The sequence below is a fragment of the Haemophilus haemolyticus genome, from assembly GCF_003493685.1.
Classification (GTDB): domain Bacteria; phylum Pseudomonadota; class Gammaproteobacteria; order Enterobacterales; family Pasteurellaceae; genus Haemophilus; species Haemophilus haemolyticus_O.
In genome coordinates, this window is the sequence record NZ_QQJW01000009.1 from 14030 (window position 1) to 28886 (window position 14857).

Here is a 14857-nt window from a genome sequence, read left to right on the forward strand (position 1 = left end):
GATTTTTTAATGGCTGTTGTATAATGCAAGCGTTTTCCCATTGCCTTTTTAGGAGATTTTTATGACAGCACAAACTGGTATTTTGCTTGATGGTTGCAAAGCAGGCGTATTTTTAGAAGCAAATATCTCAGATTATTCTCAGATTCCAGCAGCGGCTCGCCAATTCCTTACTCGCTTAGAACAGCTTCAACAAACTTATCCCGATGCACGTTTGGGGGCGGTAGTTGCTTTCGGCGATAAAGCTTGGAAAACCCTTGGTGGGCAGGATGCACCAGAACTTAAACCTTTTGTCACTTTAGGAAAAGGTGATTTAACTGCGCCAAGTACACAAACTGATCTTTTAGTACATATTCAATCGTTACGCCCTGATGTTAATTTTTCTGTTGCACAAGCTGCAGTGAATGCTTTTGTTCAAGCTATTGACGTTCAGCAAGAAATTCATGGTTTCCGTTGGGTGGAGGAACGAGATCTCACTGGTTTTATTGACGGAACTGAAAATCCTAAAGATGCACAACGAGCAGAAGTGGCCTTAATTTCAAATGGCAATGATAAAGATGGGAGCTATGTGTTTACTCAACGTTATGAACATAATCTCGCTAAATGGGAAAAATTAAATACAGCAAAACAAGAAAATGTGTTCGGACGCACCAAAACGGATAGCGTAGAAATGGAAGATAAGGCAGATACTTCTCATGTTGGTCGAACAGATTTGAAAGAGAATGGTAAAGGTTTAAAAATCTTACGTCAGAGTTTACCTTATGGTACTGCGAGCGGTACGCATGGATTATTCTTTATTGCTTACTGTGCAACGCTTTATAACATTGAACAACAGTTACTTAATATGTTTGGTGAAAAAGACGGAAAAACTGACCGCATTTTAGGTTTCACTAAGGCTGTAACGGGCGCTTATTATTACGCACCATCTATTGAGCAGTTGAATAAACTTTAATTTATGAAAAAACTAAATTAAAAAAATTTAGTTTTTTTATGTTTCTTAACTTTTTCTTAAGATTTATTTGTTTTAATACACACATCCAAGCAATGGTGCTTGAAATTAACTGACTTAAAAAGGAAACATTATGAAAAAATTTGCATTAGCAACAATCTTCGCATTAGCAACCACTTCAGCATTTGCTGGTTTTAATGGCAATAATAGTCAAGGTGGTTTTCAACAAGCAGCCCCTGCTGCAATTAGTGTAAAACAAGCTTTATCTGCGGCTGATAATTCAATGATTACTTTGGTGGGGAATATCACTCAGCAAATTGATGACGATGAGTTTTGGTTTACTGATGGGACTGGGCAAATCAAGATTGAAATTAAAAAACGCGTTTGGAATGGTTTAAACGTAGATTCTAAGGATAAAGTGAAAATTTATGGAAAATTGGATAATGAGGTATTTGAGAAAGCGGAGCTTGATGTATTACGTATCGAAAAAGTAGAATAATCATTCTTTCAAAATGGCGGGCATTAGCTCGCTATTTTTGTTTATAAAGTGCGGTCAATTTTTTATGAGAATTTTATTGATAGAAGACGATAATCTAATCGGCAATGGGTTGCAGATTGGTTTAACTAAACTTGGTTTTGCGGTGGATTGGTTTACGGATGGGAAAACAGGAATGGATGCCTTAACTTCTGCGCCTTATGATGCGGTTGTGTTAGATTTAACTTTGCCGAAACTTGATGGATTAGAGGTATTGCAACAATGGCGTTCCAAGTATCAGGATGTTCCCGTATTGATTTTAACTGCCCGTGATACCTTAGATGAACGAGTCAAAGGATTGCAAAGTGGAGCAGATGATTATCTTTGTAAGCCTTTTGCTCTAGCGGAAGTTGCCGCGCGTTTGCAGGCACTTATTCGTCGTCGTTATGGTCATCATCATTCGGTGATTGAGCACGCAGGCGTTAAACTCAATCCAAATCAGCGTTCTGTTTGGCTGAATAATCAACCTATTTCTTTAACAAGCCGTGAATATAAATTGCTTGAATTATTTATGCTGAATAAAGATCGCGTATTGTCTCGCTCATCGATTGAAGAAAAATTATCAAGCTGGGATGAGGAAATTAGCAGCGGGGCATTAGATGTGCATATTTATAATTTACGCCAAAAATTGGGGAAACAATTTATTCGCACGGTACATGGTGTTGGGTATGCTTTAGGACAAATTGAAAAATGAAAAATAGAAGCCTTACGTTGCGTCTTATTTCTGTGCTTTGTTTAACCGCACTTTTTGTTTGGCTGGGTTCTACGCTTGTCGCTTGGTGGCAAGTGCGCCACGATGTGAATAAAGTTTTTGATGCACAACAAGTTCTCTTTGCTGAACGGCTCGCAAATTCAGATTTAAGTACTATTTTGTTGGAATCTAGTACAATGCTAAATAAAAATTCACAGTCGGTATTAAAAAAAAGTTATGACGATGATGCCTTAGCCTTTGCTATTTTTTCTAAAACTGGGAAACTTTTATTCAGTGATGGACGAAATGGAAAAGATTTTATTTTTAATAATAAAATGGGTTTTCATAATTCTCATACTTATGATGATGACGATAACTGGCGAATTTTCTGGCGTACGGCAGCGAATGGGAAATTGATTATCGCAGTAGGGCAAGAATTAGATTATCGTGAAGATTTAATTGAAGAAATGATCTTTGGGCAAATGTGGATTTGGTTTGCCAGTTTGCCTATTTTGATCATTGTTTTAGGATGGTTGATTCATAAAGAACTTCGACCGATTAAACGTTTAAGCCAAGAAGTTCAAACGAGAAAATCTGGTGATGTGTCATTGCTAAATACTGAGGGGCTACCCGTTGAAATTTTACCTTTAGTAAAAAATTTAAATCAATTTTTTGACCGCACTTCGGCTATGCTACAACGTGAACGCCGTTTTACCTCCGATGCAGCCCATGAATTGCGTAGTCCATTGGCGGCACTGCGTATTCAAACTGAAGTAGCTCAACTGGCGGGTGATGATGGGGAATTACGAGAACAAGCACTTTTGCATTTAACCCAAGGGATTGATCGTGCATCGCAGTTAATTGAGCAACTTTTGACGCTTTCAAAACTGGATAATTTACAAGAATTGGAAGAATTACAGCCTATTGATTGGGAAGGCATTATTCAATCGCTGATTGCTGAGCGTTATTTTGTGGCAGAAAAACGTAAAATTACGTTGGCTTTTGAGAAAGAGTCTGAACCAAAGCAGAAACAAGGGCAACCAATTTTAGTTTCATTGATGCTTAGAAATTTACTCGATAATGCCATTAAATATTGTTCTGAAGACACAACCGTTTCAGTGAAAATAGCATCCTCTAAGATTATTGTTGAAGATAATGGTGGTGGCGTTGACCCTGAAGATTTGAAAAAACTTGGTCAGCGTTTTTATCGCCCAGCTGGGCAAAATGAAAAGGGCAGTGGTCTAGGGCTTTCTATTGTCATGCGAATTGCAGAATTACACGGATTAAAAGTGCGGTTAGAAAATGTTATAAAAGAAGGGAAGATAATTGGCTTAAAGGCACAAATATTTTTATAGATATTTCCTTTAAAAAAGAAAACCGAGTTAAGACTCGGTTTTCTTTTTTAGAATAGGTTACTGATAAAGATGACTAAAATAATCACTGGCACAACGAATTTCACATAGTTAAACCATATTTTAGTAAATGTTGAGTCAGGTGTCGGGGAAAGCTCTTTTTTCGCCTCATCTTTTAATACGAAACCAACGAAAATAGCACAACCAAGTGCGGTCAGCATAAATAGAATATTTCCACTGACATAATCATAGAAATCAAAAATGCTTTTGCCGAAAATGGTGACATTTTTCCATAGATTATCGCCTAAAATTGCAGGGATATTGCCTAATAGAAAAATGCCACCAAGGGTTAAGACAATGGCTTTGCCACGGCGCATTCTGAGCTTTTCTTGTAATGCGGTAATGATCACTTCATAAATTGTGATAGAAGTCGTTAGTGCGGCAATTAATAATAAGCCGAAGAAAATAATTGCAAAGAATTTACCCGCCCATAAGTGAGAGAATACGATAGGTAAACTTTGGAATACTAAAGTTGGACCTGCGTTTGGTTCAATCCCAAAGGTGAAAAGTGATGGGAAGATCATAAAGCCAGCAAGTACAGCAATAATTGTATTGGTGAAACCTGTAATAACTGCGGTATGGATTAAGTTTTCTTCTTTATTTAAGTAACTGGAAAGCGTAATTAACACACCAAAACCAAGGCTTAATGCGAAGAATACCTGACCTAAAACGAATATAAATAATTGTGGTGTAATTTTGCTGAAATCTGGTTTTAAATAGAATGTAATTCCTTCCATTGCGCCCGGTAATGTTACGTTGCGAATAACCATTCCAATGAGGAAGATGAATAGCAATGGCATTAAATATTTTACAGAGCGCTCAATTCCACCAATGATCCCTTTAGCTAAAATAATGTAATTCACCACAACAAATAAGAAGGTGTAGAACATAATTTCATAAGGGCTACTGCCGATGTGAAGATCGTAGAAATTTTTGGCAATGTCTTTTGTAATTGGGGTTGAAATGTCTAATGTACCGCTAATTAGGCTGATGATATAGGAAATAACCCAACCACCAAGCACCATATAATACGCCATGATACCGAATGAACCGAGTAAGCCCATGTAGCCAAGGATTTTCCAATATTTGGAAATACCTTTTCCTTTATCCAGAATCTTATCGCCAAAGGCATCAATGGAGTTTACACGTAAGCGACGGCCGATCACGTTTTCAACCAGAATCATCGGAATACCGATTACGATCATTGCGATGCAGAAAAGTAAAACGTAGGCTCCTCCACCATTTTCGCCCACAAGGTAAGGGAAACGCCAAGTTGCACCGAAACCGACAGTTGCACCTGCGACCGTCATGACATAAGTGAGGCGGCTCGACCAAGTTTGTCGCTGTTTATTATTTGTTGTCATTTTTTATCCTATTTTTAATAAAAGTGCGGTAAATAATTAGGGTGTTTTACCGCAAAATTAAAACTCAATTTTTTCTTTATATTCACACAGATCTTCAATAATGCATGAGCCACAACGAGGTTTACGTGCGATACAAGTGTATCGACCGTGTAAAATTAACCAATGGTGAACATCCACTTTAAATTCATCAGGTACGACTTTAAGCAGTTTTTCTTCCACTTTTACAACATCTTTACCTGGTGCAAAATTAGTTCGATTGCATACACGGAAAATATGGGTATCCACCGCAATGGTTGGATGACCAAATGCCGTATTGAGTACAACATTGGCTGTTTTTCTACCCACACCTGCTAATGCTTCTAAGGCTTCGCGATTTTCGGGCACTTCACCGTTGTGCTTTTCAATTAAATCACGGCAGGTTTTGATAATATTTTCTGCTTTGCTATTAAAAAGCCCGATAGTTTTAATATAGCTTTTTAAACCATCTAATCCTAAATCTAAAATCGCTTGAGGCGTGTTTGCAACAGGAAATAGTTTTTCTGTCGCTTTATTCACGCCTTTATCGGTTGCTTGTGCCGATAGAATTACCGCAATTAATAATTCGAAGGGCGAATTATACTGTAATTCTGTGGTCGGGTGGGGATTTTGATCTCTTAATCGGGTTAATATTTCGATTCTTTTTAATTTATTCATCTTATTTATCAATTCGATTTTTTATTGCAAGGAGCAAGCCTAATCCTATAAATGCGCCTGGTGGCAGAATGAAAAGTAAAAAGCTACTGTCTGTATGGTAAATATGGAGCGTTAAAAATTTAGCTTGTTCGCCAAATAGATTTTCGATGCCATCAAAAACCGTACCTTGTCCAATGATTTCACGCAATGCACCAAGTACTGTCAAGCTAAGTGCCATCCCTAATCCCATTGAGAAACCGTCCCAAACTGAATGGAGTAAGCTGTTTTTTGAGGCGAACGCTTCTGCTCGACCAATCACAATACAGTTGGTAACGATGAGTGGAATAAAAATCCCGAGTGATTGATAAAGCGTATAGGTGTAAGCATTCATTAAAAGTTGAACAACAGTTACAGTCGTCGCAATAATCATCACGTAAATAGGAATGCGGATTTCATTCGGAATATATTTACGGAAAAGGGAAATAACCGTATTTGTACAAGTGAGCACAAGCATTGTCGCTAAACCTAAACCAAGTGCATTGGTGGCTGTGCTAGACACCGCTAAAAGCGGACAAAGCCCGAGAAGTTGAACAACCGCTGGATTATTTTTCCAAATTCCTTGAGTAAAGATTTCTTTCCACATGGATTTTTGTTGATTTTCAACCGCACTTTCTATCTGTTCTTCTTCAAGTGCGGTATTTTTTTCAGTTAAATCTGTCATATTATTTCACTTGTGTTGAAAGCTGTTGTAACAAGGCTTGGTTATTTAGCATGATTAATGCTGAGCGTTTAGTTTGATTAACCACTGCGCGAGGTGTAATGGTTGCACCAGAAAATTGATCAAATTTTCCCCCATCTTTTTTTACCGCCCATTCGCTTAAATTATGCTCATTAATCGATTGATGAGTGAAATTTAGAATCCAGTTGGAAATACGAAGTTCAATTTTATCGCCTAAGCCTGGTGTTTCGTGATGTTCGATTACTCGTATGCCTAACACTTCACCTTTCGGATCTAATCCCACAAGCAAGCGAATATCGCCAGAATAGCCATCAGGTGCAGCGGTTTCATAGGCATAGGCAGAAACATTTCCATTTTTTTTCGCAAAATAAATTTTCTGAATGCCCTCCAAATTTTTATCTTGAGGAATAACCGCACTTTCTAGCAAATTATTATTGAAATAATCTTGTGGAATGACCTGTAAAAGCAATTCTCGTTGTTGTGCCGCCATCACCGTGTCAATTTTATCTTTTGTTAGGAAAAAAATACCCGCAGAAATGGCTGTGCAGAGTAGGGCAACAAAGCCTAACAATATCCCGTAACGCGATGTGATTTTTACTGTGCCCATTATTTTTTTCCTTTTGTTGGATAACCAGATACTCGAGGACGTGTGTAATGATCGATAAGTGGAACGCAAATATTACTTAATAAAATGGCGAATGCTACACCGTCTGGATAATTTCCGTGATAGCGAATGAGATAGACAAATAACCCCACTAATGCGCCAAAGATAATTTTCCCGCGTGGTGTAATGGAGGCTGTGACAGGATCTGTCGCAATAAAAAATGCGCCAAACATCATTGCGCCACTAACGAGTTGGCTAATCGCACTTAAATGCGTGAAGCCAGTAAAAGCGGTCGCGGTGGCTAAACAGAAAAAGGTGACAAGCATCGCCACTGGAATTTGCCAGTGAATGGCTCGTTTTAGAATAAGGAAAATTCCGCCCACTAAGAAGGCCACGTTGACTTGCCACCAGCCTTGAGCGAAATCGGTTCCATTACCCATAAAAATCGGCAGTTTGATTAGCTCATAAAAATCATTTAATTGAGTGTGACTTTTATAGAAAATTTTTGCACTATCCAAAGGCGTTGCTTGGGTGATGCCATCAATGTTATGTGTAAGTTGTGAAAGCGTAAATCCATCAGTAGTTAAACCTGAAAATATTAATGAAAATGCATCTGAAAAAGTTGGTGGTTCCTGTAATAAATTAATTGGTGGCATCCAAGTTGTCATTTGTAATGGGAATGAAATTAAAAGAATGACATAGCCAATCATTGCTGGATTAAATGGATTTTGCCCTAAACCACCATAAACCTGTTTACCTAATAAAACTGCACAGAGTGTTCCAATGATGATAACCCAATAAGGTGCATAAGGTGGAATAGCCATCGCCAAAATTAAAGCAGTCAGGGATATGCTGAAATCTGAAAGATAATTTAGCGGTTTTTTACCACGTAATTTTATTGCAATAAATTCCGCAATGATTGCTGTACCAATGGCTAATGAAGATTGAAGCACCACGCCAAATCCAAAATAATAAATTTGCGTGAAAAAAGCTGGCATCATTGCCAACATTACCCAAAGCATAATTCGCGCTGTGAGTTTCCCCGAATGAGTATGAGGAGAGCTAACCATTTTAAACATTATTTTATTCCTGATTATTTTCTAATGTTGCTTGTGTTTTTGCCAATTTCTTTGCTTTTGCTCGAGCAATAGCCGCAGCTACCGCTGCTTTTTTCGGATCGAGTGCGGTTGAATTTTCTTCTGTTTTTTCTACCGCACTTTCTACGTCTTGAGTGCTTGGAACTGATTCTGTGGTTCCATTCGCTTGCGCAAGTTTTTTTGCTTTTGCCCGAGCAATTGCGGCGGCTACAGCGGCTTTTTTCGGATCAAGTGCGGTTGAATTTTCTTCTGTTTTTTCTACCGCACTTTCTAAGGCTTGAGTGCTTGGAACTGATTCTGTTGTTCCTGCTTGCGCAAGTTTTTTCGCTTTTGCACGGGCAATCGCTGCAGCTACCGCTGCTTTTTTCGGATCAAGTGCGGTTGAATTTTCGTCTGTTTTTTCTACCGCACTTTCTACGGTTTGAGCATTTGAGACTGATTCTGTGGTTCCATTAACTTGTGCAAGTTTTTTCGCTTTTGCGCGCGCAATCGCAGCAGCTACCGCCGCTTTTTTCGGATCAAGTGCGGTTGAATTTTCGTCTGTTTTTTCTACTACACTTTCTATGGCTTGAGTGTTTGAGACTGATTCAGCGGTTTGATTTGCTTGTGCAAGTTTTTTCGCTTTTGCTCGAGCAAGTGCGGCTGCAACCGCTGCTTTTTTCGCGTCGATTGGCTGAGTTTGTTGTTCTCGGTTTTCTACTTGAGATTCCGCTTGCTGACGAGCCAGACGACGAGCTTTACGTTGTGCCATTAAATCAGCGTTATCAGGTAAAACTTCCCCTTTTTCTGAGGTAATCGTTTTAACTTGTTTTGATTCTGTTTCATTGGCTTTTTTCGCTTTCAAGCGTTCTAGCGCCGCTTTAACAGGATCTTCACCTTTGGTTTGCGCTAATTCTTCTCGACGTGCTTCTGCTGCACGTTGTGAACGCGCTTTACGCTCTTGTTCTTCACGTTCCATCCGTGCTTGTTTTGCTTCAAAGCGAATTTTGGCTTCATCTGATTTCTTCTGTTTTTCTTTTATTTGCCAAATTTTTGCTTTTTCTTGGCGGAAATACTGAATCAAAGGAATATGGCTTGGGCATACGTAGGCGCAAATACCGCACTCGATACAATCTTTGAGGGCGTATTCTTCCGATTTTTTGTGATCTTCACTACGGGCAAACCAGTAGAGTTGCTGTGGCATCAAGTTGACTGGGCAGGCATCAGAACAGCTAGAACAGCGAATACAAGCTTGTTCAGGCTCTGGTTCTGCATATTCAAAATAGTCTGGTGCAAGCAAGCAGTTGACAATTTTTGTCACTGGTGCATTGAGATTGGAAAGTTCCAATCCCATCATCGGGCCACCTGCAAACACTGGATAACGTTCATCAAATTGATAGCCCGCGTGCGTCAATACTTGAGAAATTGGTGTACCAAGTCGGACCCAATAATTACCTTTTTCAGAAATTTTATCACCTGTAAGGGTGACGACACGTTCAATTAAAGGTTCGTCATTTATAACCGCTCTTTTAATTGCAAAGGCTGTACCAACATTATGCATCAGTACGCCAATACTAGAAGAACGCGCACCACTTGGCACTTCCATTCCTGTAAGCAAATAAATAAGCTGTTTTGCGGCACCCGAAGGATATTTTGTTGGAATCACTCGAACTCTAATGTCATTTGCTCCCTGTAGCACTTTGCTAATTGCCTCTATTGCTTCAGGTTTGTTATCTTCAATGGCAATGACTACGTTTTCAGGTCGTAGGATGTAACGCAAAATACGAATGCCTTCTATGATTTCATCGGCGCGTTCACGCATAAGACGATCATCACAAGTGATATAAGGCTCACATTCTGCACCATTGATAATTAAGAGTTTAACTTTTTTCTCTGCTGATTGAATTTTAGCGGCAGTCGGAAATACTGCACCGCCCAAGCCAGCTATACCAGCTTGATAGATTTTGTTAATGAGTTGTTCTGGCGAGAGTGTTAAAAAATCATCAATAGGATTACGCTCTAGCCATTGATCTAAGCCATCCGCTTGCAAATGAATTGCAGGTTCATCAAGACCAGACGGATGTGCAGCGACATAAGGTTTAATCGATTTAATTGTGCCTGAAGTTGGCGCATGAACGGGTAGCATACGTAAGCCATCACCTTGCGTTAAAGGTTGACCTTTTAATACGTAATCGCCTTCCTTTACTAAAAGGTTACCTATTGTTCCTGCGTGCTGTTTAAGAGGAATGTAAAAATCCGTGACTAAAGGGTGATGACGTAGTGGTTGTGAATTAGATTGTGATTTCATTTCAGGCGGATGAATGCCACCTTTGAAATCCCATAATTTACCGGAATTGAAACGAGATAATACGTCCGCCATTTATTCCCCCACAACCAATTTTTTCTCAGTACCATTTACATTCATTACTGGAATGACTAATTTTGCATCAAACTTCCAATCCCAATTATCGATATTTTTTTTCACGGGAATCATTGATATACAATCTGTAGGGCAGGGAGCAACGCAAAGCTCACAACCTGTACAGAGATCTGGAATAATCGTATGCATGAATTTATTTGTACCAATAATGGCATCAACAGGACAGGCTTGGATACATTTCGTGCAGCCAATACACATATTTTCATCAATAAAAGCGACTTTCTCGATAGGTTCTTCTACGCTATCCATAGCTGGCACATCAACCCCTAAAATCTCTGCAATTTTTACGATGGTAGGTTGACCACCTGGAATACATTTTGTGATTTCATCTCCATTACAAATAGCTTCAGCATAAGGTTTGCAGCCTGGATAACCACATTGTCCGCATTGGCTTTGTGGCAAAATAGAGTCGATTTTTTCCGCAATGGGATCTGCTTCGACTTTGAGTTTAAGTGAAGCAAAGCCTAAAATCGCACCAAAAATTAAAGCGAGTAAAGTGATTACGATGAATAGAAGGGTCATTATTTCTTTCTTGTTCCTGAAAAATACTGAGAGAACCCAATAAATAAAATCAAAATGGTAATAGCCATTAAAAGATAAATCATTTTATTACTTCACTAGTCCTGTGAATCCCATAAATGCGAGAGACATTAAACCAGCGGTGATAAGTGCGATAGATGAACCTTTGAAAGTTAAAGGTACATCGGCTGCGACAAGACGTTCACGGAGTGCAGCAAAAAGCACTAATACAAGTGCAAACCCAAGAGATGCACCAAAACCATAAACGACAGATTCCGTTAAATTATGAGCAAGATTTACATTTAATAATGCGACACCGAGAACTGCACAGTTTGTAGTTATCAAAGGTAAGAAAATTCCAAGTAAACGATATAGTGTTGGGCTAGTTTTATTTATCACCATTTCGGTAAATTGTACAACTACGGCAATAACCAAAATAAATACTAATGTGCGTAAAAAAGTAGCATTTAAAGGAACAAGAATATAATGATCAACTAAATATGCGCAAAGGGAGGCGACGGTTAATACAAACATTGTTGCTAACCCCATCCCCACTGCGGTTTCAATTTTTTTGGATACGCCCATAAAAGGACAAAGTCCTAAAAATTTCACCAATACAAAGTTGTTAATCAGCGCAGTACCGATAATTAATAAAATATAGTGTGTCATTGCTTTCTGCCTTGTGTATAAGTCGGCTATTATCCTCATTTATAGGCGCGATAACAATAGAAAATTTGGGGTAGGAGAAAGAGAAAATTGAGATTTTCACGTTTTGTTAGAGATGAATAAAAAAGTGCAGCTAATCATTTAAATGATTAGCTGCACAATATTTGGATTAACAATACTCAACTTGATTTATGTGAGTAGAGTATTGTCCGAAGTTCTATATCAATTATTTTTGATATAGTTTTACTGGACCTTGAGTACCACCGTTGGATTTGCTACCTTCTTGTAGTTTTAATTCAGAACCAGAAGCAGTGATTTCAACACGACGATTAGGACGTAAACAATCTTTTAACGCTTGTCCATTAACACCCTCACAAGCTTTTACTTGAGGATTTTTACCATAGCCCACAGCAGTAATTAGAGAATTCACACCATCTTCAGCTAAACGAGCTTTAACGGTATTTGCACGACGTTGAGATAGATCCAAGTTGTAAGCATCAGAACCTAAACGATCTGTATAACCAGCAACCTTAACTTCTTTAGCTCCAGTAGATTTTAATTGAGATGCAACATTATCAACAACTTTTTTACCTTGAGCTGTTAAAGTATCCTTATCAAAATCAAATAAGAAATCACCGCTCAAATTAAATGCTGAATTTCCGTTACAACCGTTTGGATACCAAAAGAAACTTTGTGCATTGTGATTTTTGTCAAATAATACTTTGTATTGACAGACTTTGTGAGTGCCATTTTCACGATAATTGAATGCATAATCCCATTCAGATACCCCATATAATCCTTCTGTGAAATGTGGATCTCCGATTAATTGGCGAATTTGATCTTTATTCATTCCAGCTTCAATTGTACGAACATTGTCCCAATTTGGCCAGGTACCAAATTGACTACCATCATGGTTAAAAGTTGCAGAATCAATTTTAGGCCATACTAATTGAGGTACTTGTTCACCATTTACGTCTTTATATTCTGGGGTACCTGCGTTAGTCACTTTACTTAAGTTACCGCAAGCAGCAAGAGTCGCAATAGCAATGCTTGATAATAAAATACGAGATAATTTCATTTGTTTTACCTTTTATTTGTCAGAACACCTAGAAAGGGTATAACTAAACTTTATGAGTTAAATATAACAAAACTATTAAAGTTTTGGGTGCATATACTAATGATAAAAAATTATCTTGTAAATAATAAAATCAGTACCTCCCCCTCTTTTGGTAAGGAAATATAAATTGATTTATTTTTAATGTATAAAATCATTTGCTCGTTTTGTGGCATAACGTTGAACGATATTTACCGCGCTTTCTTCAGCTTGATGACCTAATTTTTTGATCAATGATTTTTTTAATCGATATTTCACACTTAACACATGTTTTTCTTTCATTTTTTCCAAAATTAAATCATCACTGGTTGAAATTTCATCGACTAATTTTAAGTCGATTGCTTGTTGACCAAACCAATGTTCCCCTGTGGCAATTTTATCAATATCTACACAAGGGCGATTCTGTGAGACGAATTGTTTAAATAATTGATGTGTTTCTTCCAACTCTTGTTGAAATTTTTGTTTGCCTTTTTCGGTATTCTCACCTAATACAGTTACTGTGCGTTTAAACTCACCAGCAGTCATCACATCTACATCCACATCGTGTTTTTTCAATAGTCGATGAATATTTGGAATTTGAGCAACTACCCCAATAGAACCAATAACAGCAAAAGGCGCAGATACAATTTTATCTGCTACACAAGCCATCATATAACCGCCACTTGCTGCAACCTTATCTACAGCGATGGTTAATTTTATGCCTTTTTGTTTCAAACGAGACAACTGAGATGCTGCCAATCCATAATCATGAACAATACCGCCCGGGCTTTCTAAACGCAGCAATACTTCATCTTCTGGTTTTGCGACATTTAAAATTGCTGAAATTTCTTCTCGAAGTGCGGTCGTTTCTGATGCTGAAATATCGCCATGAAAATCTAAGACATACACACAGCTTTTCTTTTCGTCATCTAAGGTTTCACCTTTTTTTAATTTCTCTTTACGTTTTTTAACCTTTTGTTTTTCAGCTTTTTTCTCCGCTTTAGCTTGCTGTTTTAGTTCTTCTTCAGAAAGATTAAAATCACGCAAAACACGAACTTGATGATCAAATTCTTCAGATAAGTCTTTAATTTCTAATTCTCCTATTTTAGATTTGTTATGTTGATGATAAGAAATCACCAAACCAACAATAGCAAGAATGAGTAATAAAATTGTTAGAATTTCCAGAATAAAAATTCCATAGCCAGTTAAAATATCGTTTAACATTGTTACTCCTATTGATATTTAATAGATTACATTGTGCTTTTTACTAGTTGTGACTAGGCTAGACATCAATATGATAAAATATTGTGAGTATTTGTGCTATTACAACAAAGGTTTTTAAACCAATTCTCACTTTTTTATTTTCATTTTTCCTGATTTAGCATAGCATAGGCAAGAATTTCATTTATACCAAAGGAGCAATTATGAAATTACGTGCTGTTGTATTAGGTTTTGCAACATTATGTGCTAGCACTGCAACTTTTGCAGGCATGGTTTCTACGTCATCTAACCTTGAACTTTTAGCAATTGATGGTCAAAAAGCCTCTAAATCGCTTGCAAAGGATGCTAAAACCTTTGCTGTGAATGACACTCAAAACCATCAGGTTGTTGTTCGTTTAAGTGAAATTATTGGTTCTGGATCTAGCCAAACCCTTTTTGAATCTAATCCAGTAATTGTGACATTCCAAGGTAGCGCAGAGGATCTTGTTATTTCGGCGCCAGTTATTCGTAGTCGTTCTGAAAGCGATAAATTCAATGAGATGCCAAGCATTAGCGTAAAAACAAAATCAGGTAATGCCATTTCAGCGAAAGTAGATGTGTTAAAACAAGAAGGTTTATTCCCAAGTGCTAATGTGGTGAATGATCTTGCTGAATATAATGCCTCTGGTGCAACTGCATCTGTTTCTGCATTTGCTGCAACCACAGCTGCTAGCCCAATGGTCGCTACTCCAGCAAGCAATGCAAAAGCGAATAAAGGTAAAGTGGTTGTTCAAGGTGAAAACGTTGCAGAGCAACAGCTCCAGTATTGGTTCCAACAAGCTGATAAAGAAACTCAAACACGTTTCTTAAATTGGGCAAAATCCCATAAATAATTACCGC

Annotated in this window: 15 protein-coding genes; 5 read left to right on the forward strand and 10 right to left on the reverse strand. The window is 38.0% G+C overall.

Going from position 1 to position 14857, the window contains the following annotated elements:
- The first annotated feature begins 61 nt into the window (after positions 1-61).
- From DV434_RS07605 to qseC, 4 genes are all read left to right on the forward strand, one after another.
- On the forward strand, positions 62-949 hold the full coding sequence (locus tag DV434_RS07605) for a Dyp-type peroxidase (RefSeq protein ID WP_118784771.1): 888 nt from the start codon (positions 62-64) through the stop codon (positions 947-949).
- Positions 950-1079: 130 nt separating this feature from the next.
- Positions 1080-1445 carry a YgiW/YdeI family stress tolerance OB fold protein gene (locus tag DV434_RS07610; RefSeq protein ID WP_005654345.1) on the forward strand — a complete coding sequence of 122 codons (366 nt, stop codon included), beginning with the start codon at positions 1080-1082 and terminating at the stop codon, positions 1443-1445.
- A 64-nt stretch (positions 1446-1509) separates the two neighbouring features.
- Positions 1510-2175: a response regulator gene (locus DV434_RS07615; RefSeq protein WP_118784770.1), complete on the forward strand. Its 666-nt coding sequence runs from the start codon at positions 1510-1512 to the stop codon at positions 2173-2175.
- Positions 2172-3527 carry a quorum sensing histidine kinase QseC gene (gene qseC, locus DV434_RS07620; protein WP_118784769.1) on the forward strand — a complete coding sequence of 452 codons (1356 nt, stop codon included), beginning with the start codon at positions 2172-2174 and terminating at the stop codon, positions 3525-3527. Before DV434_RS07615 ends, qseC begins: the two co-directional genes overlap by 4 nt.
- Positions 3528-3574: 47 nt before the next feature.
- Here the strand turns inward: qseC and DV434_RS07625 are convergent, their stop codons facing one another.
- The 10 genes from DV434_RS07625 to sohB all read right to left on the reverse strand — a co-directional run bounded on the left by DV434_RS07625 (position 3575) and on the right by sohB (position 13981).
- Positions 3575-4948 carry a sodium-dependent transporter gene (locus DV434_RS07625; protein WP_118784768.1) on the reverse strand — a complete coding sequence of 458 codons (1374 nt, stop codon included), beginning with the start codon at positions 4946-4948 and terminating at the stop codon, positions 3575-3577.
- Between the two features lie 57 nt (positions 4949-5005).
- Positions 5006-5641 carry an endonuclease III gene (gene nth, locus DV434_RS07630; RefSeq protein WP_005626177.1) on the reverse strand — a complete coding sequence of 212 codons (636 nt, stop codon included), beginning with the start codon at positions 5639-5641 and terminating at the stop codon, positions 5006-5008.
- Position 5642: 1 nt separating this feature from the next.
- Entirely contained in the window at positions 5643-6341 is a 699-nt protein-coding gene (locus DV434_RS07635; RefSeq protein ID WP_111696930.1) for an electron transport complex subunit E, read from the reverse strand.
- A 1-nt stretch (position 6342) separates the two neighbouring features.
- Entirely contained in the window at positions 6343-6966 is a 624-nt protein-coding gene (gene rsxG, locus DV434_RS07640) for an electron transport complex subunit RsxG (RefSeq protein ID WP_118784767.1), read from the reverse strand.
- Positions 6966-8042: an electron transport complex subunit RsxD gene (gene rsxD, locus DV434_RS07645; protein ID WP_118784766.1), complete on the reverse strand. Its 1077-nt coding sequence runs from the start codon at positions 8040-8042 to the stop codon at positions 6966-6968. Before rsxD ends, rsxG begins: the two co-directional genes overlap by 1 nt.
- A 4-nt stretch (positions 8043-8046) precedes the next feature.
- Positions 8047-10419: an electron transport complex subunit RsxC gene (gene rsxC, locus DV434_RS07650; RefSeq protein ID WP_118784765.1), complete on the reverse strand. Its 2373-nt coding sequence runs from the start codon at positions 10417-10419 to the stop codon at positions 8047-8049.
- A complete protein-coding gene (gene rsxB / locus DV434_RS07655; RefSeq protein ID WP_118784764.1) occupies positions 10420-11001 on the reverse strand; it encodes an electron transport complex subunit RsxB in 582 nt (193 codons plus the stop codon).
- A gap of 87 nt (positions 11002-11088) precedes the next feature.
- Entirely contained in the window at positions 11089-11667 is a 579-nt protein-coding gene (gene rsxA / locus DV434_RS07660) for an electron transport complex subunit RsxA (RefSeq protein WP_005636563.1), read from the reverse strand.
- Positions 11668-11890: 223 nt separating this feature from the next.
- On the reverse strand, positions 11891-12742 hold the full coding sequence (locus DV434_RS07665; RefSeq protein WP_118784763.1) for an OmpA family protein: 852 nt from the start codon (positions 12740-12742) through the stop codon (positions 11891-11893).
- A 177-nt stretch (positions 12743-12919) separates the two neighbouring features.
- Positions 12920-13981: a protease SohB gene (sohB, locus tag DV434_RS07670; RefSeq protein ID WP_118784762.1), complete on the reverse strand. Its 1062-nt coding sequence runs from the start codon at positions 13979-13981 to the stop codon at positions 12920-12922.
- Between the two features lie 200 nt (positions 13982-14181).
- Here sohB and DV434_RS07675 point away from each other — a divergent pair, with 200 nt between their 5' ends.
- Positions 14182-14850 carry a curli polymerization inhibitor CsgI-related protein gene (locus DV434_RS07675; RefSeq protein WP_118784761.1) on the forward strand — a complete coding sequence of 223 codons (669 nt, stop codon included), beginning with the start codon at positions 14182-14184 and terminating at the stop codon, positions 14848-14850.
- Positions 14851-14857 lie beyond the last annotated feature (7 nt).